General features: G+C 52.5%; 22 protein-coding genes and 2 tRNA genes. 12 read left to right on the top strand and 12 right to left on the bottom strand.

Annotated elements, in window-relative coordinates:
* Positions 1-133 precede the first annotated feature (133 nt).
* Positions 134-1,411 (bottom strand): YeaH/YhbH family protein, encoded by a 1,278-nt coding sequence (locus NQH49_RS10560; RefSeq protein ID WP_256696589.1) that lies wholly within the window; start codon positions 1,409-1,411, stop codon positions 134-136.
* Positions 1,412-1,502: 91 nt separating this feature from the next.
* Positions 1,503-3,437 carry a protein kinase YeaG gene (gene yeaG, locus NQH49_RS10555; protein ID WP_008110364.1) on the bottom strand — a complete coding sequence of 645 codons (1,935 nt, stop codon included), beginning with the start codon at positions 3,435-3,437 and terminating at the stop codon, positions 1,503-1,505.
* 408 nt (positions 3,438-3,845) lie between these two features.
* Between yeaG and NQH49_RS10550 the strand changes: the two genes are divergently transcribed.
* The gene (locus NQH49_RS10550) at positions 3,846-4,595 is read left to right on the top strand and encodes a MipA/OmpV family protein (protein ID WP_256696588.1); all 750 of its coding nucleotides are present in this window, start codon (positions 3,846-3,848) and stop codon (positions 4,593-4,595) included.
* A gap of 83 nt (positions 4,596-4,678) precedes the next feature.
* Positions 4,679-5,527, top strand: a complete 849-nt coding sequence (locus NQH49_RS10545; protein ID WP_256696587.1) for an aldo/keto reductase — start codon at positions 4,679-4,681, stop codon at positions 5,525-5,527.
* Positions 5,528-5,550: 23 nt separating this feature from the next.
* Here NQH49_RS10545 and NQH49_RS10540 read toward each other — a convergent pair whose 3' ends face one another.
* Together NQH49_RS10540 and gapA are read right to left on the bottom strand one after the other, a co-directional pair.
* The gene (locus tag NQH49_RS10540) at positions 5,551-6,423 is read right to left on the bottom strand and encodes a D-hexose-6-phosphate mutarotase (protein ID WP_256696586.1); all 873 of its coding nucleotides are present in this window, start codon (positions 6,421-6,423) and stop codon (positions 5,551-5,553) included.
* Positions 6,424-6,497: 74 nt separating this feature from the next.
* The gene (gapA, locus tag NQH49_RS10535; RefSeq protein WP_007889697.1) at positions 6,498-7,496 is read right to left on the bottom strand and encodes a glyceraldehyde-3-phosphate dehydrogenase; all 999 of its coding nucleotides are present in this window, start codon (positions 7,494-7,496) and stop codon (positions 6,498-6,500) included.
* 338 nt (positions 7,497-7,834) lie between these two features.
* On the opposite strand from gapA, the gene msrB reads away from it, so the two are divergent.
* Together msrB and NQH49_RS10525 are read left to right on the top strand one after the other, a co-directional pair.
* Positions 7,835-8,245, top strand: a complete 411-nt coding sequence (gene msrB / locus NQH49_RS10530) for a peptide-methionine (R)-S-oxide reductase MsrB (protein WP_008110360.1) — start codon at positions 7,835-7,837, stop codon at positions 8,243-8,245.
* 2 nt (positions 8,246-8,247) lie between these two features.
* Positions 8,248-8,529 (top strand): YeaC family protein, encoded by a 282-nt coding sequence (locus tag NQH49_RS10525; RefSeq protein ID WP_101764217.1) that lies wholly within the window; start codon positions 8,248-8,250, stop codon positions 8,527-8,529.
* 35 nt (positions 8,530-8,564) lie between these two features.
* Here NQH49_RS10525 and pncA read toward each other — a convergent pair whose 3' ends face one another.
* From pncA to sppA, 3 genes are all read right to left on the bottom strand, one after another.
* Positions 8,565-9,173, bottom strand: a complete 609-nt coding sequence (pncA, locus tag NQH49_RS10520) for a bifunctional nicotinamidase/pyrazinamidase (RefSeq protein WP_154156339.1) — start codon at positions 9,171-9,173, stop codon at positions 8,565-8,567.
* A 14-nt stretch (positions 9,174-9,187) separates the two neighbouring features.
* Complete coding sequence (ansA, locus tag NQH49_RS10515; protein ID WP_008110353.1) at positions 9,188-10,201, bottom strand: asparaginase; 1,014 nt, start codon at positions 10,199-10,201, stop codon at positions 9,188-9,190.
* Between the two features lie 85 nt (positions 10,202-10,286).
* Positions 10,287-12,146 carry a signal peptide peptidase SppA gene (gene sppA, locus NQH49_RS10510; RefSeq protein ID WP_061718756.1) on the bottom strand — a complete coding sequence of 620 codons (1,860 nt, stop codon included), beginning with the start codon at positions 12,144-12,146 and terminating at the stop codon, positions 10,287-10,289.
* Positions 12,147-12,315: 169 nt separating this feature from the next.
* On the opposite strand from sppA, the gene NQH49_RS10505 reads away from it, so the two are divergent.
* The 4 genes from NQH49_RS10505 (at position 12,316) to NQH49_RS10490 (ending at position 16,304) form a co-directional block, all read left to right on the top strand.
* Complete coding sequence (locus tag NQH49_RS10505; protein ID WP_256696585.1) at positions 12,316-12,867, top strand: NAD(P)H nitroreductase; 552 nt, start codon at positions 12,316-12,318, stop codon at positions 12,865-12,867.
* A 153-nt stretch (positions 12,868-13,020) separates the two neighbouring features.
* The gene (gene selD, locus NQH49_RS10500; RefSeq protein WP_256696584.1) at positions 13,021-14,064 is read left to right on the top strand and encodes a selenide, water dikinase SelD; all 1,044 of its coding nucleotides are present in this window, start codon (positions 13,021-13,023) and stop codon (positions 14,062-14,064) included.
* A gap of 21 nt (positions 14,065-14,085) precedes the next feature.
* Positions 14,086-16,008: a DNA topoisomerase III gene (locus NQH49_RS10495; protein WP_256696583.1), complete on the top strand. Its 1,923-nt coding sequence runs from the start codon at positions 14,086-14,088 to the stop codon at positions 16,006-16,008.
* Entirely contained in the window at positions 16,008-16,304 is a 297-nt protein-coding gene (locus NQH49_RS10490; RefSeq protein WP_008110345.1) for a YnjH family protein, read from the top strand. Before NQH49_RS10495 ends, NQH49_RS10490 begins: the two co-directional genes overlap by 1 nt.
* A gap of 32 nt (positions 16,305-16,336) precedes the next feature.
* On the opposite strand, the gene xthA is transcribed toward NQH49_RS10490, so the two are convergent.
* From xthA to NQH49_RS10465, 5 genes are all read right to left on the bottom strand, one after another.
* Complete coding sequence (gene xthA / locus NQH49_RS10485) at positions 16,337-17,143, bottom strand: exodeoxyribonuclease III (protein ID WP_256696582.1); 807 nt, start codon at positions 17,141-17,143, stop codon at positions 16,337-16,339.
* A 125-nt stretch (positions 17,144-17,268) separates the two neighbouring features.
* Positions 17,269-17,353 (bottom strand) — tRNA-Tyr (locus tag NQH49_RS10480).
* A gap of 42 nt (positions 17,354-17,395) precedes the next feature.
* Positions 17,396-17,480, bottom strand: a tRNA-Tyr gene (locus tag NQH49_RS10475).
* Between the two features lie 144 nt (positions 17,481-17,624).
* The gene (gene purU, locus NQH49_RS10470; RefSeq protein ID WP_036648946.1) at positions 17,625-18,473 is read right to left on the bottom strand and encodes a formyltetrahydrofolate deformylase; all 849 of its coding nucleotides are present in this window, start codon (positions 18,471-18,473) and stop codon (positions 17,625-17,627) included.
* A 57-nt stretch (positions 18,474-18,530) separates the two neighbouring features.
* Positions 18,531-18,986 (bottom strand): YchJ family metal-binding protein, encoded by a 456-nt coding sequence (locus NQH49_RS10465; protein WP_256696581.1) that lies wholly within the window; start codon positions 18,984-18,986, stop codon positions 18,531-18,533.
* Between the two features lie 96 nt (positions 18,987-19,082).
* Between NQH49_RS10465 and rssA the strand changes: the two genes are divergently transcribed.
* From rssA to NQH49_RS10445, 4 genes are all read left to right on the top strand, one after another.
* Positions 19,083-19,988: a patatin-like phospholipase RssA gene (rssA, locus tag NQH49_RS10460; RefSeq protein ID WP_256696580.1), complete on the top strand. Its 906-nt coding sequence runs from the start codon at positions 19,083-19,085 to the stop codon at positions 19,986-19,988.
* A 102-nt stretch (positions 19,989-20,090) separates the two neighbouring features.
* Positions 20,091-21,107, top strand: a complete 1,017-nt coding sequence (gene rssB / locus NQH49_RS10455; protein ID WP_256696579.1) for a two-component system response regulator RssB — start codon at positions 20,091-20,093, stop codon at positions 21,105-21,107.
* A gap of 194 nt (positions 21,108-21,301) precedes the next feature.
* The gene (galU, locus tag NQH49_RS10450; RefSeq protein WP_008106595.1) at positions 21,302-22,210 is read left to right on the top strand and encodes a UTP--glucose-1-phosphate uridylyltransferase GalU; all 909 of its coding nucleotides are present in this window, start codon (positions 21,302-21,304) and stop codon (positions 22,208-22,210) included.
* A gap of 23 nt (positions 22,211-22,233) precedes the next feature.
* Positions 22,234-23,577 carry a UDP-glucose dehydrogenase family protein gene (locus NQH49_RS10445; protein ID WP_256696578.1) on the top strand — a complete coding sequence of 448 codons (1,344 nt, stop codon included), beginning with the start codon at positions 22,234-22,236 and terminating at the stop codon, positions 23,575-23,577.

The following is a 23,577-nucleotide window of genomic DNA, read 5'->3' as shown; positions in this document are numbered from 1 at the left end:
AATTGCACATTTTTTCATTCTGTGGGGGCGTATCCCATATACAGCTAAATTTGTATGAAAAAACAACAAGAAATGGCGGGAAGTGAGCGGGGCTGCTGCAAAGAAAAAGCCGGTCAGTGACCGGCTTAAAGACTTAGGCTTCTGTAGCCTGCTTGTGAAAAAGTTCTCTAAATACTGGGTAGATGTCTTCTGGCTCGCGAATATGCTGGATTGCGAAGTTATCAAACATCGCCTGTAGATGCTCATACTCACGCCACAAGGTCTGGTGCGCGCGGCGCGTGATTTCGATGTAGCTGTAATAGCGCACAACCGGCAGAATATGCTTGGCTAAAATCTCGTGGCAGAGCGGTGAATCATCGGCCCAGTTATCACCATCCGACGCTTGCGCCGCATAGATGTTCCACTGTGACGGGTCATAACGCTCTTTAACCACTTCATCCATCAACTTCAATGCACTGGAGACAATCGTGCCGCCGGTTTCCTGCGAGTAGAAGAACTCCTGTTCGTCGACCTCCTTCGCCTGAGTGTGATGGCGAATGTAAACCACGTCGACGTTCTTATAAGTACGACTCAGGAACAGATACAGCAGAATGTAGAAACGCTTCGCCATATCTTTGGTGGCCTGATCCATCGAACCTGAGACGTCCATCAAACAGAACATCACGGCCTGGCTGGAGGGTTCTGGCCGCTTCTCGAAGTTTTTGTAGCGCAGGTCAAAAGTATCGATAAACGGCACGCGATCGATGCGCGCGCGCAACTCAGCGATCTCTTTGCGTAAACGCTCCTCTTCCAGTAGCTGAGCCGGTTCGTTGTTTTCCACTTCGGTTAACGTGGCTTCCAGTTCGTTTAGCATGCGGCGTTTACCCGCTGTCATCGCCGTACGACGTGCCAGCGAGTTCTGCAGAGAACGCACCACGCTGATGTTCGCCGGCGTACCGTTTGCGGTGTAACCGGCGCGATGGGTCTTGTACTCGTTCAATTGACGATGCTGATTCTTGCGCAGGTTTGGCAGCGCCAAATCTTCGAACAGCAAATCGAGATACTCATCTTTGGAAATCTGGAAGACGAATTCATCCTGGCCTTCACCGTCCTGGCTGGCGTTGCCTTGGCCGCTACCGCCGCTGCCGCCACCACCTTGCGGACGTTCAATGCGATCGTTTTGCACGAAATGGTCGTTCCCGGGATGAACGCGATGGCGACTGCCGCCGCGCCCCTGATGGAAACTCGGCTCATTGATATCGTCAATTGGAATCGAGACCGATTCGCCGCTCTCGACATCGGTCACCGAACGCTTATTGATGGCCTCGGAGATCGATTGCTTGATTTGCGCCTTATAACGGCGCAGAAAGCGCTGCCGGTTGACGGCGCTTTTGTTCTTACCGTTGAGACGCCGATCGATAAAATAGGCCATAAAAATCCCCCAAACTGCATTGCAAGCTTAGGCCGGAAAAACCCGGCCTCCTGTTGCAGCACCGAAGCGCCGCGACGCTTACAGATAACGATTATGAAGATTTACGCACGCGCAGATACCATTCGCACAGCAGACGTACTTGCTTGCGGGTATAGCCTTTTTCCATCATGCGATCGACAAAATCATCGTGTTTTTTCTGCTCGTCCGTTGAGGTTTTGGTATTGAAAGAAATCACCGGCAGCAACTCTTCGGTGTTCGAGAACATTTTCTTCTCGATGACCGTGCGTAGTTTTTCGTAGCTGGTCCAGTTCGGATTGCGCCCACTATTCTGCGCGCGGGCACGCAGCACAAAGTTGACAATCTCGTTACGGAAATCTTTCGGGTTACTGATCCCGGCAGGTTTCTCAATCTTTTCCAGCTCAGCGTTCAGCGATTCGCGGTCAAACAGCTGTCCGGTGTCAGGATCGCGATACTCTTGATCCTGGATCCAAAAATCAGCGTAGGTGACGTAGCGATCAAAGATGTTCTGACCGTATTCAGAGTAGGACTCCAGATAGGCGGTCTGAATCTCTTTACCAATAAACTCGGCGTATTTTGGAATCAGGTAGCCTTTCAGGTGCTCCAGATACTTCTCGGCTTGATCCTGCGGGAATTGCTCACGCTCAATTTGCTGCTCCAGTACGTAGAACAGGTGTACCGGGTTGGCGGCCACTTCGGCATGGTCGAAGTTGAACACGCGCGACAGGATTTTAAACGCAAAGCGGGTAGAAAGGCCGTTCATGCCCTCATCAACGCCCGCGTAATCGTGATATTCCTGCCAGGATTTTGCTTTTGGATCGGTATCTTTTAGGCTCTCGCCATCATAAACACGCATTTTTGAGTAGATGCTGGAGTTTTCCGGCTCTTTCAAACGCGAGAGAATGGAGAAGCGGGCCAGCGTTTCTAACGTACCCGGTGCGCACGGCGCTGTGGTCAACTCACTGTGATCCAACAGTTTGTTGTAGATCTTGATCTCTTCGGAAACGCGTAAGCAGTAAGGCACTTTGACGATGTAAACACGGTCAAGGAACGCCTCATTGTTTTTGTTATTTCGGAAGGTGACCCATTCAGATTCGTTGGAGTGTGCCAGGATGATGCCGTTGAACGGCAGGGCAGAGATCCCTTCGGTACCGTTGTAGTTACCTTCCTGCGTGGCGGTCAGCAGCGGATGCAGCACTTTAATCGGTGCTTTAAACATCTCGACGAATTCCATCACACCTTGGTTCGCGCGGCATAACGCACCTGAATAGCCGTAAGCATCAGGATCGTTTTGTGCGTGATTTTCCAGTTTGCGGATATCAACTTTACCGACCAGCGCAGAGATATCCTGATTGTTCTCATCACCCGGTTCAGTTTTGGCAATCGCCACCTGTTCAAGAATCGACGGCCACACTTTCACCACTTTAAAGCGGGTAATATCGCCGCCAAACTCATGCAGGCGCTTTGCCGCCCAAGGCGACATGATGGTGCCAAGGTAGCGGCGTGGTACGCCATACTCTTTTTCCAGAATATTGGCATCTTCCTGTGGGTTAAACAGGCAGAGTGGATGATCGTTTACCGGGCTGCGTTCGCCGTCGGCGCTCAGCACATAAATTGGCACACGCTGCATCAGCGCTTTCAGGCGCTCCGCCAGCGAGGATTTACCGCCGCCCACTGGGCCCAGTAAGTAAAGGATCTGTTTCTTCTCCTCCAAACCCTGCGCGGCGTGTTTCAAATAGGAGACGATTTGCTCAATCGCTTCCTCCATACCGTAAAACTCTTCGAACGCAGGGTAGCGTCCCATGACGCGGTTGGAGAATATGCGGGAAAGGCGTGGCTCTTGCGCAGTGTCAACCATCACCGGCTCACCGATGGCCATTAATAGTCGCTCTGCAGCGTTGGCGTAGGCACTGCGATCCTGTTTACAGATGGCGAGGAATTCCTGCAATGAGAACTCTTCATCCTTGGCAGCTTCATAACGCTGACGATAGTGATCGAATATATTCATAGCGATGCCCGTCCTTTCGTTTTTAGCACAGGTAAAGGAGCGTAATAAAAGTTTGTAGCAGCTCCCGGAAGATATTCTTTATTGAGTACAGCAACCCTTATGCCAACCTGACGTTTTTTAATCGGGGTACACAATTCTTATGGTTACTCTGCTCGTACAAAAAAGTCTCGTCTTACATTTAACTGTAGAAGGCATTCAGAAAACCTGCAGCCACTTTTCTCCTTATTCAGCGATATATCAATAACAAAGTCTCATAAGCACTGAGGCATTCAACCTAAGCAGCGAGAGCGTCGCAGCCACTCAGATTATTTCCCTAAGCTGGTTAGAGAGCATCATTAAACGTTAACCGATAGCAAAAATTTGGTTAGACTCTGCGTGTGATTGTTATATTAATGGACTGATTAAATTGTGAACCAATTCAAACTTAAAGTGCTTGCTCTGGCTGTTCCTTGTTATTTTGCGGCGTTCGGCACCCATGCAGAACCCTTATCTCTTGGCGCATCTGTCATTTACGCGCAGTCACCTTATCGGGGCGGACAAGACCGCTATCTGCCGATTCCGGTGATTAATTATGAGGGTGAAGACTTCTGGTTCCGCAGCCTGCAAGGCGGCTATTACCTGTGGAAAGACCCGCAGAATCAGCTGTCGCTGACCGTGCTGGGATCGCCGCAGGAGTACGACCCGAAAGACAACGATTTGGGTGATATGAAAGCGCTGGATAAGCGTCGTATGACGCTGATGGCCGGTGCCAACTATCGTCATGTCGCTGATTGGGGCATCGTGCGCACCACTTTGCTGGGTGATGTGCTCAATAACAGCAACGGCATGATGTGGGATCTCACCTATTTATATCGCTTTAATTTCGGTGCTTTCAGCCTGACGCCGGGCATTGGCGCGCTGTGGAACAGCGCCAATCAGAACCGTTATTACTACGGTGTTTCATCGCATGAAAGTGCGCGTACCGGCATCGCTGAGTATCATCCTGATGACAGCTGGTCACCGTACGTTGAGATGAATGCCAGCTACCAAATCACTGAAAGCTGGAACGCCAGCTTGTCAGGCCGTTACACGCGCTTCGACAGCGAAATCAAAGATAGCCCGATGGTCAATAAAAGTGGGCAGTACACACTCTGGACCGGCATCAGTTACAGCTTCTGATGATGAAATGAGCGCCTCATAATGAGGCGTTTTTCTTACATTGCACCAATCCCGAGCCCCAATTTAGCGCAACAGGAGGAGTAATGAAGACCATTCAATTTCACGGTGAATTAGCTTTACCCGCCATCGGCCAGGGAACCTGGTATATGGGCGAGAATCCATCATTGCACAGCCAGGAAGTGGCGGCACTGCAGGCAGGCTTAGATCTTGGCCTCAAGGTTATCGACACCGCTGAGATGTATGCTGACGGCGGCGCTGAACAGGTGGTTGGTGAAGCGCTACGCGGTCGACGCGATCAAGCCTGGCTGGTATCGAAGGTCTATCCATGGAATGCCGGTGAAGTTGACGCTATCGAGGCCTGCGAGCGCAGTCTTAAGCGTTTGCAAACCGATTACCTCGATCTTTATCTGTTGCACTGGCGGGGCAATGTGCCCTTAGAAGAAACCATCCGCGCGATGGAGTTGTTGCAGCAGCAGGGCAAAATTCGCCATTGGGGCGTCTCTAACTTTGACCACGACGATATGCTGGAACTGTGGCATGAGCCCGGCGGCAAGGCCTGTTTAACCAATCAGGTGCTGTACCACTTAGCGTCGCGCGGAATCGAGTACGATCTACTGCCGCAATGTCAGCAGCGCGAGATGCCCATTATGGCCTATTGCCCGTTGGCTCAGGCTGGGCGACTGCGACAGGCGTTATTTGAGGATCCGCATCTTCAACAGATTGCACAACAGAAGGGCATCAGCGTGGCGCAAGTGATGCTGGCCTGGGTGATACGCCAGCCGGGCGTTTTAGCCATTCCAAAAGCCAGCAGCGTTGCACATGTGCAGCAAAATGCGGCGGCGCTTGGCGTCAATCTGACCCTTGAAGAGCTGTGCATCATCGATCGGGCGTTTCCTGCGCCGCTGACTAAAACCGCATTGGATGTGGTTTAGCGGCGCAACTGCGCCGCATCTTATTACTTGTTGACGATACGAATCGTGGTGCCCAAACGCGCAGGGGATTCGCCCGCGCTTTTTAACGGCTTGCTAATGCGTGCCGTTTCCACGCACACCATGGTTTTGTAGCCTTGATTTGGCATATCACCCATGCTGCAGGACAATTCCGGACCTGGGTTCCACGTGACAACGTCACTCTGATAGTGGTGATAGACTTCGATCTGACGTTTGCCGGCTCTATCATGAATCACGCTGCAGTCATCCGCCGCCGTGTGAATACGATCAACGCGATTAGGGTAGGTCTGTTTGCCGTCTGATGCGCCAACCGCATTATCGTTAACCTTATCGATAAAGCTATTACCTAATCCGCTCACTTCGACCTGCGCGATATCTGCAATCTGGAAGTAGCTGTGCAACGCCGCCGTGGCTTCATAATCACCGTAGGCTTCCAGCTCAATTTCACAATGCTCAGCAATGCGGAAACGAGCGAGCAGGGTGAAATCGTGTGGCCACAGCTTTTTAGTTTGTGCGTTGCTTTCCAGTGTAAAAGTCAGCAATACGGCATCTTCGTTTTCGTCATGGGCGGTCAGCGTCCATGGAATGTTACGTGCAAAACCGTGTGCCGGTTCGCCTGCCGGACCAAACCACGGCCAGCAAATAGGCACGCCGCCACGAATTGCTTTACCCGTCGTAAACGGGGTTTTTTCACTGAGCCAAATCACCGGTTGCTGGCCGCTCGGCTGCCACGAGAGCAGATGTGCGCCTTGCAGGGCAATCGCCGCACGTACTTTGGGATGGCTGATCACCACAATCGGCAAATCACCCAGCTGACGCTGTGACAGATAAGGGGTGATTTGATTCACTACCGGAAGGGTATAAAGCGTATCTTGCATGGTCAGACCTTCTCTTCATCCAGTCGAAAAAAAGGGGCGACCGAAGTCACCCCTTGTCTGTTTAGCCGGTTAGCTTACTTAGAAGCAACCAGTGCAATCAGATCCAGAACCTTGTGTGAGTAACCAGTTTCGTTATCGTACCAGGAAACCAGTTTCACGAAGTTGTCGTTCAGAGCGATACCTGCTTTAGCATCGAACACTGAAGTCAGGGTTTCGCCGTTGAAATCGGTAGAAACCACGTCGTCTTCGATGTAGCCCAGAACGCCTTTCATTTTGCCTTCTGACTCAGCTTTGATCACTGCACAAATTTCTTTGTAGGTCGCTGGTTTTTCCAGGCGAACAGTCAGGTCAACCACAGACACGTTTGGAGTAGGAACGCGGAACGCCATTCCGGTCAGTTTGCCGTTCAGCTCTGGCAGAACAACGCCAACCGCTTTAGCTGCACCGGTAGACGATGGGATGATATTCTGCGCTGCGCCACGGCCGCCACGCCAGTCTTTATGAGACGGGCCATCAACGGTTTTCTGGGTTGCGGTAGTTGCGTGCACGGTGGTCATCAGACCTTCAACGATACCGAAGTTGTCGTTGATAACTTTAGCCAGTGGAGCCAGGCAGTTAGTGGTGCAAGACGCGTTAGAAACGATGTCCTGGCCAGCATATTTGTCAAAGTTAGCGCCACGTACGAACATTGGGGTGCTGTCTTTAGAAGGACCCGTCAGAACCACTTTCTTCGCGCCAGCGGTGATGTGTTTACGTGCAGTTTCGTCGGTCAGGAAGATACCGGTCGCTTCAGCAACAACGTCAACACCCACTTCGTCCCACTTCAGGTTAGCCGGGTCTTTCTCAGCGGTAACACGGATTTTCTTACCGTTAACAATCAGTGCACCATCTTTCACTTCTACAGTGCCGTCAAAACGACCGTGAGTAGAGTCATACTTCAGCATGTATGCCATGTAATCGGCGTCAAGCAGATCGTTGATCGCGACGATTTCGATGTCAGAACGCTGCTGCGCAGCACGGAAAACGATGCGACCGATACGGCCAAAACCGTTAATACCTACTTTGATAGTCATATATTCCACCAGCTATTTGTTAGTGAATAAAAGGTTGGCTGTAAAATTACAAAAACCTTACCAGGCGTCAAGCGGAATCGTGTCAATTGTTGCGACAGGTCAATTCCAACACCAGGAATAATTCGTTGCGCAATCGCTTACGCAGCACCCTTATTGCGCGCCTATGTTACGCCGAATGCGGGCTGAAAAGGGATGACTTTTGCAAAGGGTGATCGCCATCACAAAATCGTGCTGTGGAAGAGATGTCGGATGCGTTAGCACGAAAAAAGACCCGATAGATGTTGTACGTTTGTTAGAATACTAGTCGATTTTTTCAGAATGACACTCCGGAACTCAAAATGGCTAAAGACACCGCACCCGACGCAAAAATTGCGCAGCTTTCCGAAATGCAGCGCTATGTCACTCAGCATCGTGGAACGGAGCCCCCTTTCTCGGGCGCCTTGCTGCACAATAAGCAGGAAGGGATTTACCACTGCTTAGTTTGTAACTCGCCGCTGTTTCTCTCCGAAACCAAATATGATTCAGGCTGTGGCTGGCCAAGTTTCTATCAGCCTTTCAGTGACGAAGCTATCCGCTATCTGGAAGATGATTCACACGGCATGCATCGGGTTGAGATTCGTTGTGGCAACTGTGATGCGCATTTAGGGCATGTGTTCCCGGATGGCCCACAGCCAAGCGGCGAGCGCTATTGCGTGAACTCCGCTTCGCTAAACTTCACTGATGAGCAGGGCAATCAGCAAGAGGGCTAAGCATGAAACAGGAACTGGAAGCGATGCTGGAGGCGATGACGCCGGAAGTCTACGAACGACTCTCCACGGCGGTTGAAATCGGCAAATGGCCGGATGGCGTTGCGCTAACGCCGGAGCAGAAAGAGAATTGCCTGCAATTGGTGATGCTGTGGCAGGCGCGCCACAATGACGATCCCCAACATATGACCATCAGCAAAGGTGGCGATATGGTGATGAAATCGAAAAAACAGCTGAAAGAAGAGTTCGGCATTGAGCCCGATGTCACACGCATCAATCTGCACTAAAAACCAAAGGGCTGGTTCTCACCAGCCCCTTATTTTCAGATTAATACCGCACCTTGCGCCGCCATCTGCTCGAACGCAATTTCACTGTCATCCGGATTCAGGTTCACGCCGCGGCAGCCTTCTTTAACCACCTCCACGTTGTAACCCAACTCCAGCGCATCCAGCACGCTGTATTTGACGCAGTAATCGGTCGCAATACCCAGCATCACTAAATCGCTGATGCCGCGCTCGCGCAGCCAGCTGTCGAGTTCTGTTTTGCGGCGATGGCCGTTATCGAAAAAGGCGCTGTAGCTGTCCACCTCAACATCGCCACCTTTGTGGAACACGGCATCAATCAGAGAACGATCGAGATCGGGATGGAAATCCGCACCGACAGAGTTCTCAATACCATGATCCGGCCACCAGATTTGCGCTAAACCGTTTAATTCGCCCAGCGTGTAAACCGGCTCGCCGGAGATTGAGGCGAAGCTGCCGTGATTGGCTGGATGCCAGTCTTGCAATGCCACCACACATTCGCCCCGATCGTGAAACTCACGCGCAAATCGATTGGCAACAGCAACCGTTTGGTCACCATCACGTACCGCCATTGGGCCACCGGGGCAAAAATCATTCTGAATATCGATAATTATCAATGCCCGCTTCATTCGTTCGCTCCGTATCAATCTTCAGTCAGTTCGCCGCGTAAATTCTGCTGCATTTTGGCACGAATTTCCGCGCTGGTGAGGTTCTGACTTAATAAAAAATGCAGTTTGGTTAATGTCGCCTCAACCGTGAGATCAAAACCGCTGATTACGCCCGCATGCTCCAGCGCGTTGCCGGTGGCATAGCCGCCCATATTCACTTTGCCGGACATACACTGCGTCAGATTCACCACCACAATGCCGCGATCGCTGGCCTGTTGCAGTTCCGACAGAAACTCGGCGTTTTGCGGCGCGTTGCCCACACCGTAGGAACGCAGGATCAACGCTTTCACCGGCTGGCGCAGGAAGTTACCCACCACGTCGGCAGAGATACCCGGATAGATTGTCACCACGCCAATCGGCTGCGGCGTAATCGGATGCACAATCAGCTCGCCGTGACCTTGCGGTGCGGGCGGCGTATTTAACCGGCGGATATGAATGCCCGCTTCCAGCAATGGCGCCAGGTTTGGCGACGCGAAGGCATTAAAGCCGTCCGCATGCGCCTTGGTGGTGCGGTTGCCACGGAACAGCGTGTTGTTGAAAAACAGGGCAACTTCATTGATCGGATAATTGGCCGCTACGTACAGCGAGTTCAGCAGGTTTTGCTGACCATCAGAACGCAATTCTGCCAGGGGAATCTGCGAGCCGGTTACAATCACCGGCTTAGCGAGGTTCTCTAGCATAAAGGAGAGCGCCGAAGCGGTGAAGGCCATGGTGTCGGTACCATGCAAAATCACAAAGCCATCGTAGCGATCGTAGTTTTGCTTAATATCGTTCGCAATCGATTGCCAATCCTGCGGCGTCATGTCCGAGGAATCCATCAGCGGCTGATATTCATGGATAGTGAAAGCCGGCATTTCAGGCCGATGGAATTCGGGCATGTTTGCCAGCTGCTGCTGCAGATGACCCGATACCGGAATGTAGCCCTGCGCAGAGCGCTGCATCCCGATGGTGCCGCCGGTGTAGGCTACGTAGATATTTTTCTTTTGCATGAAGGAACTCAGACTTGCCGTAAAACGCGCAGTATAAGGGGATTGCAAACGAAAAGCAGCCCGACCAGCGGCCGGGCTGTAAAGATTAGCGTACGTTGCCGCAGTTCAGGCAGAAAGCGTAGCGATTTTGCGGATCGTTAAGGTTATTCAGTAAGCCTGGTTGCTGCTTCATTGCGCTCATCACGTCCAGCATTGGCGCAGGCAGCCAGACTTTTAGCGCAGCCGGCAACACCGCCTGAACCGACGCGTTCATCTGATTCAGCAGCAGATCGATCATGCCCGGATCATCCTGATACCAGCTCAACTCCGGCTTGGCGACTTTCGCCAACTCAGCGGCTTTTGCTACGGCATCGTCAAAGTCACCCAACGCATCGACCAGACCATTGGCTTTCGCATCGCTACCGGTCCAGACGTGACCTTGCGCAATCGCATTGATTTCGTCAGGCGTTTTGTGACGCGAGGTCGCCACCAGGCCCACGAAGTTACGATAGCCGTTCTCAATGGTCAGCTGCATCAGCTGCTGCACTTCGGTTGGCAGCGCTTTGGTGGTGGCGACGTCCGCCAGCGGCGATGTAGCCACGCCATCGGTATGCACACCTACCGAACTCAGGCTGTTTTCAACGGTGTTAATCACGCCAAAGATACCGATGGAACCGGTCAGCGTGCTGGGGGCCGCCACAATGTAATCAGCAGGCGTTGAAATCCAGTAGCCACCGGATGCTGCCATGCCGCCCATCGAAACCACCACCGGTTTACCCGCATCGTGAGCTGCCGCCAGTTCTTCACGAATCGCTTCCGACGCAGTGACGCTGCCGCCTGGGCTGTTGACACGTAACACAATGGCTTTAATTTTCGGATCCAGACGCGCATCGCGAATCTGCGAGGCCGTGGTATCACCGCCGACGTTTCCGGCGCTCTCTTCACCGTCCATAATCGCACCGCTGGCGAGGATTACCGCAATATTGCCATCCTGACTCTGCGGCGGCTGTTTAACGGTGTAATCGTAGATACTGACGCTGCGGTAATCGTTATTTGCCTTGTCCCAGCCAAAGGTTTTCACCAGTTCCTGATCGGCGGCCGCACGCGTATCCAGCACATCCACTAATTTATTGTTCAGTGCATATTTCGCCGTATCGCCTTGTACCGCTTGCAGACCGCTAATGATGCCGGCTGCGCCAGGGAACAGCTGTTCTGGGGTGATCTGACGATTGGCCGCCACGGTATTCAGGTAATTCTGCCACAACTGGCCAATCCAGCGTCCGTCGGCGTCGCGCGCTTCCGGTGACATATCGTCACGCAGGAATGGCTCAACCGCAGATTTGTAAGTGCCTACGCGGAACACATGCGAGTTCACTTTCAACTTATCCAGTAAAGACTTGTAGTACAGACCATTGGTGGCGAAGCCGTGCAGATCAACCGTGCCCTGCGGTGAGAGATAGACCTTGTTGGCATAGCTGGCAATGTAGTATTGCGCCTGGCTATAGCTGTCGCCGACCGCGTAAATAGGTTTGCCGGCGTCACGGAATTCGCGCAGCGCTTTACCCACATATTGCAGCGAAGGTTGATCGCCACCAGCAAAGTCACGCAGTTCCAGCACGATGCCAGTGATGTTTTTATCGGTTTTGGCTTGTCGGATCGCGTCAACGACGTCAAACAGGGAATTCTCCTGCAGGCGATCGCTGTTGGCGCCTAACAGTTGGCGGCTGATACGACTCAAACGGTTGCTGACGGAAGGTTTGTCGACCAGCACACCGCTCAGATCGATTTTCAGCGCGCCTTGCTGCACAGGTTCACTGCTATTGGAACTGGAAACCTGCAGCCAAATCCCGACGCCCGCCAGGATCAACACAATAAGAAATAAATTAAGAATAAATTCCCGAATAAAATTCAGTACCCGCCAGGTCCAGCGGAACAGGCCGGAAATAATTCGCCACAAAGTGCGCATAAACTCTCCATATTCACGTAGCAGGGCAGCCAGCACGCGGTCTGCCCCGATGTCGGGTTCATCCTAAAGAGCGGCGTGCGAAAAGTCAGCAGGAAATCGCGCCAGACTGTTACAAAAGATCGCGCTGTGCCAGGATTAGCCCACGCTTTTTATTCACGGGAGAAGAATAATGGATGCACTGGATTTATTAGTTAATCGCCGCTCGGCGTCACGTCTGGCAGAACCGGCTCCGGCGGGGGAAGCGTTGCAAAATATTCTACACGCCGCGATGCGCGCACCCGATCACGGCACATTACAGCCCTGGCGTTTCATTATTGTCGAAAATGAAGGGCGCGAGCGTTTTGCTAACTTGCTGGAACAAGCTGCGCGCGACAGCAACCTTGAGCAGAAGGCGATCGACAAAGCCGCTTCCGCGCCTTTTCGCGCGCCGATGATCATCACCGTGGTGGCGCATTGTGAAGAGCACGCCAAAGTGCCGCATTGGGAACAGCTGGCGTCTGCAAGCTGTGCGGTGATGGCGATGCAAATGGCAGCCGTGGCGCAAGGTTTCAACGGCATCTGGCGCAGCGGTCCGTGGACCGAACATCCATCCGTGCGCGAAGCCTTCGGCTGCCGCGAACAGGATGCGATTGTCGGTTTCCTCTATCTCGGTACGCCGCAGTTGAAAGCCAACACCACCGTGGTTGCGCCAGACACCGCGCAGTTTGTCAGTTATTTCTGACAGACAACGGCCGCCTTTTACGGCAGGTTAGGCGCCGTTGCAGAGATTGCACAAAGCCTGTGCGAAAGATCGAGGTTAGGTCGTGCAACACTTACTCCCAACTGACAGCCAGGCTAACATAGCGCCTTCTGTTCATCGCATAAGGAAGTCGCCATGAGTGAACCTCTTCGTTTAACGCAATACAGCCACGGTGCAGGTTGCGGGTGTAAAATTTCGCCGCAGGTTTTAGAAACCATTCTGCGCAGTGAGCTTAGCCCGTTTCACGATCCGCAACTGCTGGTGGGCAATGAAACGCGTGATGACGCCGCGGTATACGATCTCGGGAACGGCACTGCGGTGGTAAGCACTATCGATTTCTTTATGCCGATCGTTGACGATCCTTTCACTTTTGGTCGTATCGCGGCCACTAACGCCATCAGCGATATTTTTGCCATGGGTGGGAAACCGATCATGGCGATCGCTATTTTAGGCTGGCCGGTGAATGTTCTGAGTCCGGAAGTGGCGCAGCGGGTGGTCGAAGGCGGGCGTGCTGCTTGTCAGGCGGCAGGAATCGCCCTGGCGGGCGGGCACTCGATTGATGCGCCAGAGCCGATCTTTGGTCTGGCCGTGACCGGTATCGTCGATGTAGCGCGAGTGAAAAAGAACAGCGCGGCACAGGCTGGCTGTCAGCTCTTCCTCACCAAACCATTAGGCATTGGCATTCTCACCACCGCCGAGAAAAAAGGCCTGCTGCGACCTGAACACCAGTCGCTGGCCGCCGATGTGATGTGCCAGCTGAATAATGCCGGAGCAGAATTCGCTAAACTGGCGGGCGTCAGCGCGATGACCGATGTTACCGGTTTTGGCTTACTCGGCCATTTGAGTGAAATCTGCCACGGTTCCGGATTACGTGCCGAAGTGATTGCGTCGCAGGTACCGCGCCTGGCGGGCGTCGATGACTATATCGCTGCGGGAGCGGTGCCCGGCGGTACCCGCCGCAACTTCGCCAGCTATGGTGAACAGGTTTCCCCGCTTGATGACGCCACCCGCGCGCTGCTGTGCGATCCACAAACCTCCGGTGGCTTGCTGGTGGCGGTTCAACCCAGCGCTATTGATGCGTTCCAGCGCTGTGCCTCTGCAGCTGGCGTACAAGCAACGTCGATTGGCGAACTATTTGCCGCCGAAGCCGATCGTCCACTGATTACCGTAGTTACCTGACGTTAAGGAACGACGCCATCCATGCGTTTGTTTATTGCCGAAAAACCCAGCTTAGCGCGTGCGATTGCCGACGTGTTGCCGAAACCGCATCGACGCGGAGACGGCTATATTGCCTGCGGAAATGACCAGGTTGTGACCTGGTGTGTTGGGCACCTGCTCGAGCAGGCGCAGCCCGACAGTTACGACAGCCGCTATGCGCGCTGGAATCTGGCTGATTTACCAATTATTCCGGAAAAATGGCGCTTGCAGCCGCGTCCTTCCGTGGCGAAGCAGTTAAAAGTGATTGAAGGCCTGCTGCAACAAGCCAGCGCGGTGGTGCATGCGGGTGACCCCGATCGTGAAGGTCAATTGCTGGTGGATGAGGTGCTCGATTACCTGCAGCTCGCGCCAGAGAAACGCAAAACGGTGCAGCGTTGTTTGATTAACGATCTCAATCCCTCGGCGGTTGAGCGCGCGGTTGGGCGTTTGCGTGAGAACCGTGAATTCATACCTCTGTGCGTATCCGCGTTAGCGCGTGCGCGCGCTGACTGGCTGTATGGCATCAATATGACGCGCGCTTTTACCTTGCTGGGGCGCAACGCTGGGTACGATGGCGTGCTGTCGGTTGGCCGCGTGCAGACGCCGGTGTTGGGTCTGGTGGTGCGTCGCGATGAAGAGATCGAAAACTTTATCCCGAAGGACTATTTCGAAGTTAAAGCGCACATCGTCACGCCAAAAGAGGAGCGTTTTGTCGCGACATGGGTACCAAGCTATGCTTGCGAGCCGTGGCAGGATGAAGAGGGGCGATTGCTGCATCGTCCGCTGGCGGATCACGTGCTTGACCGCATCAACGGTAAGCCCGCGCTGGTCACCGGCTATAACGACAAACGTGAGTCGGATACCGCGCCGCTGCCATTCTCGCTTTCTGGCCTGCAGATAGAAGCCGGCAAACGCTTTGGCCTCAGCGCGCAGAACGTACTCGATTGCTGTCAGCGGCTGTACGAAACCCACAAGTTGATCACCTATCCGCGTTCCGACAGCCGCTATCTGCCTGATGAACATTTTGCCGGACGCCATGCGGTGTTGAATGCCATTCAGGCGCATCAGCCTAATCTGACGCCGCCAGCAGATTTCAATCCCGATCAGAAAAACCGCTGTTGGGATGATAAAAAGGTTGATGCGCACCACGCCATCATTCCTACCGCGCGTGCCAGTAAGGTCAATCTGACTGAGAATGAAGCCAATATTTACGGCCTGATTGCGCGCCAATATCTGATGCAGTTTTGCCCGGATGCGGTGTTCCGCAAATGCGTGATTGACCTCGATATCGGCGGCGGTAAATTTATCGCCAAAGCGCGCTTTCTGGCCGAAGCCGGCTGGCGTGCACTGCTCGGCAGCAAAGAGCGTGACGAGGAGAACGATGGCACGCCGCTGCCGGTGGTCGCCAAAGGCGATGAGCTGCTATGCGAGCGCGGCGAAGTGCTGGCGAAGCAGACGCAGCCGCCGCGTCCGTTTACCGATGCGACACTGTTATCTGCGATGACGGGCATCGCCCGCTTTGTGCAGGATAAAGAATTAAAGAAAGTGCTGCGTGCAACCGATGGTTTAGGTACGGAAGCGACGCGTGCGGGCATTATTGAATTGCTGTTCCGCCGCACTTTTCTGGTGAAAAAAGGCCGCTATATTCATTCGACGGATGCGGGCAGGGCGTTGATCCATGCGCTGCCAGAAATGGCCGCCCGGCCGGATATGACGGCGCAATGGGAATCGACGCTGACCCGCATCAGTGAGAAATCTTGTCGCTATGATGAGTTTATGCAGCCGCTGGTCAGCACCTTGATTGGGCTGATAGGTGAAGCACGCCAGCGACCGTCGTTACAGGCCTTTCGCGGATTGACTGCGCCTGGGGCCAAAAAGAGAGCCAAACAAAAAACGGCTCGTCGCAAAACCAAGGAGACAGAGTGATGCGTTATGCAATGATGTTGCTGGGCGGATTATTGTTATGCAGCACCTCGGCGCTGGCCAACCGCCAGCCGGAAAATAATCGTACGGGTAATACCGATGTGGTGGTGGATCTGCCACCCGAAGTCTGGACGCAAGGGCAAAATAATCGTCAGAGCAACTGCATGCAGTGCTGTACCTATGAGAATCGCAGTTATTCTGAAGGTGCGGTGGTTAAAGCAGAAGGCGTGTTATTGCAGTGCGGCAGGGATGAGAAGGTATTAGGCACCAATCCGCTTATCTGGAAAATCATCAAATAAAAGCGCGTGGCGTATGACGCCACGCTGCTTCATTACAGCTTAAACGTTGACCAAACCGGGGCGTGATCCGACGGTTTTTCCATGCTGCGGATATCGTAATCGATGCCACTCTCAATACAGCGCGAGGCCAGAGGTTGGCTCGCCAGCAGCAGATCGATGCGCAGACCACGATTGTCGTCAAAGCCTTTCGAGCGGTAATCAAACCATGAGAAACGATCGTTGGTTTCCGGGAACTTATCGCGCCAGGTGTCAACCAAACCCCATTGCAGCAAGCGATCCATCCACTCACGCTCTTCAGGCAGGAACGAGCACTTGCCGGTGCGCAGCCAGCGTTTACGGTTATCTTCACCAATGCCGATGTCAAAATCAGTACTACTGATGTTCATGTCACCCATGATCAACACCGGTTTATCGACGGCCAACTGCTGCTCAAGATAGCTTTGCAGATCGCGATAAAACTTCTCTTTCGCTGGAAACTTTGTGGGATGGTCGCGGCTTTCACCCTGCGGGAAATAACCGTTGATAACCGTGATATCGCCAATTGGACTCGGGATTTCCGCCATGATTATACGGCGCTGAGCATCTTCATCATCGCCGGGAAAACCGCGTGAGACACTGACTGGCTCAGCTTTGGTCAGCAGCGCGACGCCGTAATGACCTTTTTGCCCGTGATAAAACACGTGATAACCCAGTTTGCTGACGTCCTCAAGCGGGAACATATCGTCATGCACTTTGGTTTCCTGCAAGCCGATGACATCAGGTTGATGCTGTTCAACCAGCGCGGCTAATTGATGAGGACGCGCACGCAAGCCGTTGATGTTGAAAGAGACAAATTTCATTTCGCTGCCATTTTTATCCGCAAAAGTATGGCGCGATGGTAACGAGTTTTTGGGCAAAAGTCATGGTGTGAATCAGGAGGTTACAACGATTAAAACAAGTGGGAAAAAGAGGAGAATGGTATTGATGGTGGTGGGAGAAGGATTCGAACCTTCGAAGTCTGTGACGGCAGATTTACAGTCTGCTCCCTTTGGCCGCTCGGGAATCCCACCGGGGATATTACGTATTGTGGCTTTAAGCAGAGACGATTCAGATGGTGGTGGGAGAAGGATTCGAACCTTCGAAGTCTGTGACGGCAGATTTACAGTCTGCTCCCTTTGGCCGCTCGGGAATCCCACCACTGGCCTGAATCATTGCGTCTTAAAGCGGGGCGCATCATAACAAATGCACTCAGCCTGTAAAGCGCCGTCACTGAAAATAAAAACTGTTTGCCCACTTTTTACGCGTGGCGCTGAAGAGTTGTGCAGTTCAGCGCCGAAGTGGTTAAAGAATGATCGTGCGATTGCCGTAAACGAACACGCGCTGGCCTAACACTTTATACAGCGCGCGGCTCAACACATTCTTCTCAACGTCGCGTCCTGCACGCATCATCTCTTCTGCGGTGTAGCTGTGATCGACGTTGATCACGTCCTGCATGATGATTGGGCCTTCATCGAGGTTATCGTTCACGTAGTGCGCAGTGGCACCGATGATTTTCACGCCACGCTCATAAGCCTGATGATAAGGACGCGCGCCAATGAATGCTGGCAAGAAGGAGTGGTGAATATTGATGATCTGATTTGGATAACGTTGCACGAAGGCGGGGGTCAACACGCGCATGTATTTCGCCAACACCACGTAATCAGGCTGATAACGGTCAATTTCATCCGCCATGCGGTTGTCGTGCTCTTCACGCGTGTGGCCTTCGTGGCTCACTAACACAAACGGAATATCGAAACGTTCCACCAATGAGCGCAGCGTTTCGTGGTTACCGATGACTGCAGCAATTTCCATATCCAGACCGCCAAATGCGCTTTTCATCAGCAGATCGCCAAGGCAATGCGCCTCTTTGGTCACCAGAATCACCACACGACGACGACCGGCACTTTGCAGTTCACGCACAGAACCGACTGGGAGTGCGCTATCGAGATCGGCCAGCAAAGTGTTGTCGTTGAAAATGCCTTCCAGCTCGGTGCGCATGAAAAAGCGGCCGGTACGGTGATCGACAAACTCATTATTCTGCACAATGTTGAGTTCGTGCTTGTAACAAATGTTGGTGATCTTGGCGATCAAACCTTTCGCATCAGGGCAAATGGTTCGTAAAACTTTTCGTTGGATGGTTTGCGCTTGCATCTCGATCAGAGTCCTGTCAAAGCGATGAATGGTAAAGCCGTTGTGTATCTGTCCAGATTAACCACAACATTTTTTGTATTTTTTATCGGCGCCACAAGGACAGCGATCATTACGTCCCAACTCAGGCGTTGTTCCGTCGACATAGTACCAGCGTTGATCCTCGCGAAGAAAGCGCGAACATTCATAGATGGCTGAAGTGCGTCCTTTTTCGAGGTAACGCGCAAAAAACGTCACGAAGGCTTCATTCTCATGGCTTCCATGATTACAACGAGTTACATTCAAGCCCAGCCATTCAGTACCGGCAAAACTTTCGGATAATAGCGTCTCAAGGTCAGCCACGCGTTTACTGGAGTGCCAGGTTTGCGCCAGCCACGCGGCATCTTTTTCGACGTAGGCGGTATAGCGTGAGCGCATCAATTGCTCCGCGCTGGACGGGTTCGCTTGGCCATTCAGAAAGGGTTGGCAACATAGGCTATACTCCTTTCCGCTGCAGCAAGGGCACTTTTCAGACACGTCATCTCCTGGAAGTGATTAAAGTAAACTAAAGCGTGCGCTATGGTAGCCGACTGTCAGGCGTGATGCTACGTACCATGCCAATCATGAGGTGAGATGAGAAAAGTCAGGATCGGGCTGGCACTAGGTTCAGGTGCTGCCAAAGGTTGGTCGCACATCGGCGTGATCAATGCGCTAGAACGTGCGGGCATTGAAATCGATGTGGTGGCGGGATGTTCTGTTGGCGCGTTGGTCGGTTCGGCTTACGTGAATGGACGGCTGGGCGTGATGGAAAAATGGGTGAGCGCATTCCGCTATTGGGACGTCATCCGACTGATGGATCTCTCCTGGCAACGCGGCGGTTTATTGCGTGGCGATCGAGTGTTTAGTCACATCCGTCAGCTGATTCCTAACGATCTGATCGATGAGTGCGCCAAGCCGTTTGGCGTGGTAGCAACCAATCTGAGTACTGGACGTGAAGTGTGGTTGACCGAGGGCGATTTGCATCAAGCTGTGCGTGCGTCCTGTAGTATGCCAGGCTTATTACCACCCATTGCTTACAATGGGTATTGGTTGGTTGATGGTGCGGTGGTAAATCCAGTACCGATCTCATTAACCCGTGCATTAGGTGCTGACATCGTTATCGCCGTGGATTTACAGCATGACGCGCACCTGATGCAGCAAGATTTATTGTCAGTTACGCCGCAAAGCGGTGAAGAGGCGGCGGCAGTTGAAGCGCTGAGCTGGGGAAAAAAACTGCGTCAACGCTTGATTGGCCTGACGCAACGCCGTGCTAATCAAACGCCGGGTGCGATGGAGATTATGTCGACATCCATCCAGGTTCTGGAAAATCGCCTGAAACGTAACCGCATGGCGGGCGATCCGCCGGATGTGCTGATTCAGCCGTTTTGTCCACAAATTTCCACACTGGACTTTCATCGTGCAGAAGAAGCCATTGCGGCTGGCAAGGCCGCCGTTGAGAAAAAAATGGATGAACTATTACCGCTGGTCCGTGGCAGATAGTCAGGTTGTTCATTCACAGGGGTTGCTACTTCAGCCAATTCTGAAAGGCGCAACTGCATTTTATGAACCACTATTGAATTATCTGGTACGCAGGGGGAGAGAATGGAAAAACCGCTAATCGGCAAAAAGATACTCATTGTCGAAGATGAGGTCGTTTTCCGTTCAATGATAGACAACTTATTAACCAGCTTAGGCGCCAGTACGCTTGAGGCAGGTGATGGCGTTGATGGCTTAACGTTATTATCGGCGCAGTCAGTCGATCTGGTTATTTGCGATCTTGAAATGCCGCGTATGGGCGGTATCCCATTCGTTGAGCGTCTCCGTACGCGCGGCAACAATGTGCCCATTTTGATTATCTCCGCCACACAAAATATGGCGGATATCGCCCATGTGTTGCGTTTGGGGGTGCAGGATGTGCTGCTCAAACCGCTCAAAAATCTTGAACGTTTCCGTGAAGCGGTGTTCGAGTGTCTCTATCCTTCAATGTTTACCTCCAAAGTGGAGGAGGATGAGCAGCTCTTTCAGGATTGGGATGCGCTGGTTAGCGATCCGTTGGCGGCCTCTAAATTACTCAAACAGCTCCAGCCGCCGGTGCAGCAAACTATCGCCAATTGCCGAATCAATTACCGCCAGCTCACCATGGCGGAACAGCCGGGTTTAGTGCTGGATATCGCGGCGCTGTCAGATAACGATTTGGCATTCTATTGCCTTGATGTGACACGCGCTGGCGATAATGGCGTGTTAGCCGCGCTGTTGCTGCGTGCCCTGTTCAATGGCTTGCTGCAGGAGCAACTCTCCGGCCAGAAGCAGCGATTGCCTGAATTAAATGGGTTACTACGGCAGGTCAACATGCTGTTACGGCAAGCCAATCTCAGCGGACAGTTCCCGTTGCTGGTGGGCTATTACCATCGCCAGTTAAAAAATCTGATCCTGGTTTCAGCGGGACTGAATGCCACATTGCATATCAATACTCATCAAATCCAACTCAGTAATGGGGTGCCACTTGGTACTATGGGCAGCACCCATCTCAATCAAATTAGCCAACGTGCCGACGCCTGGCAATGCCATATTTGGGGCGCCGGAGGCAGACTACGTTTGATGCTATCAGCCGAAGAATAACCCGTCGGATTTAAATTTTCTGCGGGTTAAAGACAGGACCAGGGGCAAGCTTTACACTTGGGTAATAGTCCTAAATTCCGTGGATTAACTTCTTCCAGGATAAATCCACCTGATAGTAACTGATATACTCATTTCGTTTTTAAACCGACATATCAAGTATTAACTTGAACGGCCTATTAAGAGAGGTATTTTTGATGTCTGCCTATAAGACTAAAGTTAAAAAAGCGGTAATCCCAGTTGCAGGCCTCGGCACGCGTATGCTGCCTGCGACCAAAGCTATTCCAAAAGAGATGTTACCGCTGGTCGATAAGCCGTTGATCCAGTATGTCGTGAATGAGTGCATTGCAGCGGGCATTAACGAGATTGTGCTGGTTACACACTCTTCTAAAAACGCCATCGAAAACCACTTTGATACCAGTTTTGAGCTGGAATCTATGCTGGAAAAACGTGTTAAGCGTCAGCTGCTGGATGAAATCCAGTCAATCTGCCCTCCACACGTCACCATCATGCAGGTTCGTCAGGGTATCGCGAAAGGCCTGGGCCACGCAGTAATGTGTGCACATCCGCTGATTGGCGATGAGCCATTCGCCGTAATCCTGCCAGACGTCATCATCGATGAATACGAATCTGACCCAACCAAAGACAATCTGGCAGAGATGCTGGCGCGCTACGAAGAGAGCGGCCGCAGCCAGATCATGGTTGAGCCGGTTGCTGATGTAACCGCTTACGGTGTGGTTGACTGCCAGGGTGCCGATCTCTCTGCAGGTCAGAGCGCGCCAATGGTTGGCGTGGTTGAGAAGCCTAAAGCTTCTGAAGCCCCATCAAACCTGGCCGTTGTAGGTCGTTACGTGCTGTCCGCTGAAATCTGGCCACTGCTGGCGAAAACGCCTCCAGGTGCAGGTGGTGAAGTTCAGCTGACTGACTCCATTGCAATGCTGATGGAAAAAGAGACCGTTGAAGCGTATCACCTGAACGGTGTTAGCCATGACTGCGGTAACAAACTGGGTTACATGCAAGCGTTTGTTGAGTACGGCGTTCGCCATCCAGTCCTGGGTAAAGATTTCACTCAGTGGCTCGAAGGCGCGGTAGGCAATAAAAAGTAACTCAATAAACACAGGATAATTCAATGAAAGTCACTGTATTTGGTATCGGCTATGTCGGTCTGGTTCAGGCTGCGGTGTTGGCCGAAGTCGGACATGACGTTCTCTGTATTGATGTCGACGAAAAGAAAGTCGAGAACTTAAAGAAAGGCAATATTCCGATCTTTGAACCGGGCCTGACGCCACTCGTTATGTCTAATTATGAGTCGGGTCGCCTGAAGTTCAGCACGAATGCGGAAGAGGGCGTTAATCATGGCGTGATGCAGTTTATCGCCGTGGGGACGCCACCGGATGAAGACGGTTCTGCCGATCTGAAATATGTGACAGCTGTTGCGCGCACCATCGCGCAGCACATGAACGATCACAAAGTTGTTATCGATAAATCAACTGTACCTGTAGGTACAGCGGATCGCGTTCGTGCGGTGATGACTGAAACTTTGCAAAAGCGTGATGTAAACATCGCCTTTGACGTAGTTTCAAACCCGGAATTCCTCAAGGAAGGTGCAGCAGTTAATGACTGCATGCGTCCTGAGCGTATCGTTGTCGGTACCGATAATGATGAAGTGGTTGAGCTGTTACGCGAGCTATATGAGCCGTTCAACCGTAATCATGATCGTATGATTTTGATGGATATCCGCAGCGCAGAGCTGACCAAATATGCGGCTAACTGCATGCTGGCAACCAAAATCAGCTTCATGAACGAGATCTCGAATCTGGCAGAACGTTTGGGAGCCGACGTTGAGAAGGTTCGCCAGGGTATCGGCTCAGATTCACGTATCGGTTATCATTTCATCTATCCAGGCTGCGGCTATGGCGGTTCTTGTTTCCCGAAAGACGTGCAGGCGCTGATTCGTACTGCTGAGTCAATCGGCTACACTCCGCGTCTGCTGCAGGCGGTAGAAGACGTTAACGATTCGCAGAAGAATAAGCTGCCAACCTTTATTAAGCGTCACTTTGGTGACGATCTGCGCGGCAAAACCTTTGCTTTGTGGGGACTGGCGTTCAAGCCGAATACTGACGACATGCGTGAAGCCTCCAGCCGTGTGCTGATGGAGACACTATGGGAAGCCGGTGCAACGGTTCAGGCCTTCGACCCAGAAGCGATGGATGAAGCGCAACGCATTTATGGCCATCGTAACGATCTGAAGTTGATGGGCACTAAAGAAGCAGCGCTGCAGGGTGCGGATGGCTTAGTTATCTGTACTGAATGGCAAAACTTCCGTGCGCCAGACTTCGACGTCATCAAAAATGCGTTAAAAGAACCCGTGATTTTTGATGGTCGTAACCTGTATGATCCGGAACGTATCAGCAAGCGCGGTTTCACGTACTATGCAATTGGCCGCGGAGCATCAATTAAAATCGTAGAATAA

The sequence above is a fragment of the Pantoea trifolii genome, from assembly GCF_024506435.1.
Classification (GTDB): domain Bacteria; phylum Pseudomonadota; class Gammaproteobacteria; order Enterobacterales; family Enterobacteriaceae; genus Pantoea; species Pantoea trifolii.
The sequence above is the reverse complement of the archived record's forward strand: the minus strand, read 5'-3'. Positions and strand labels throughout refer to the sequence as shown.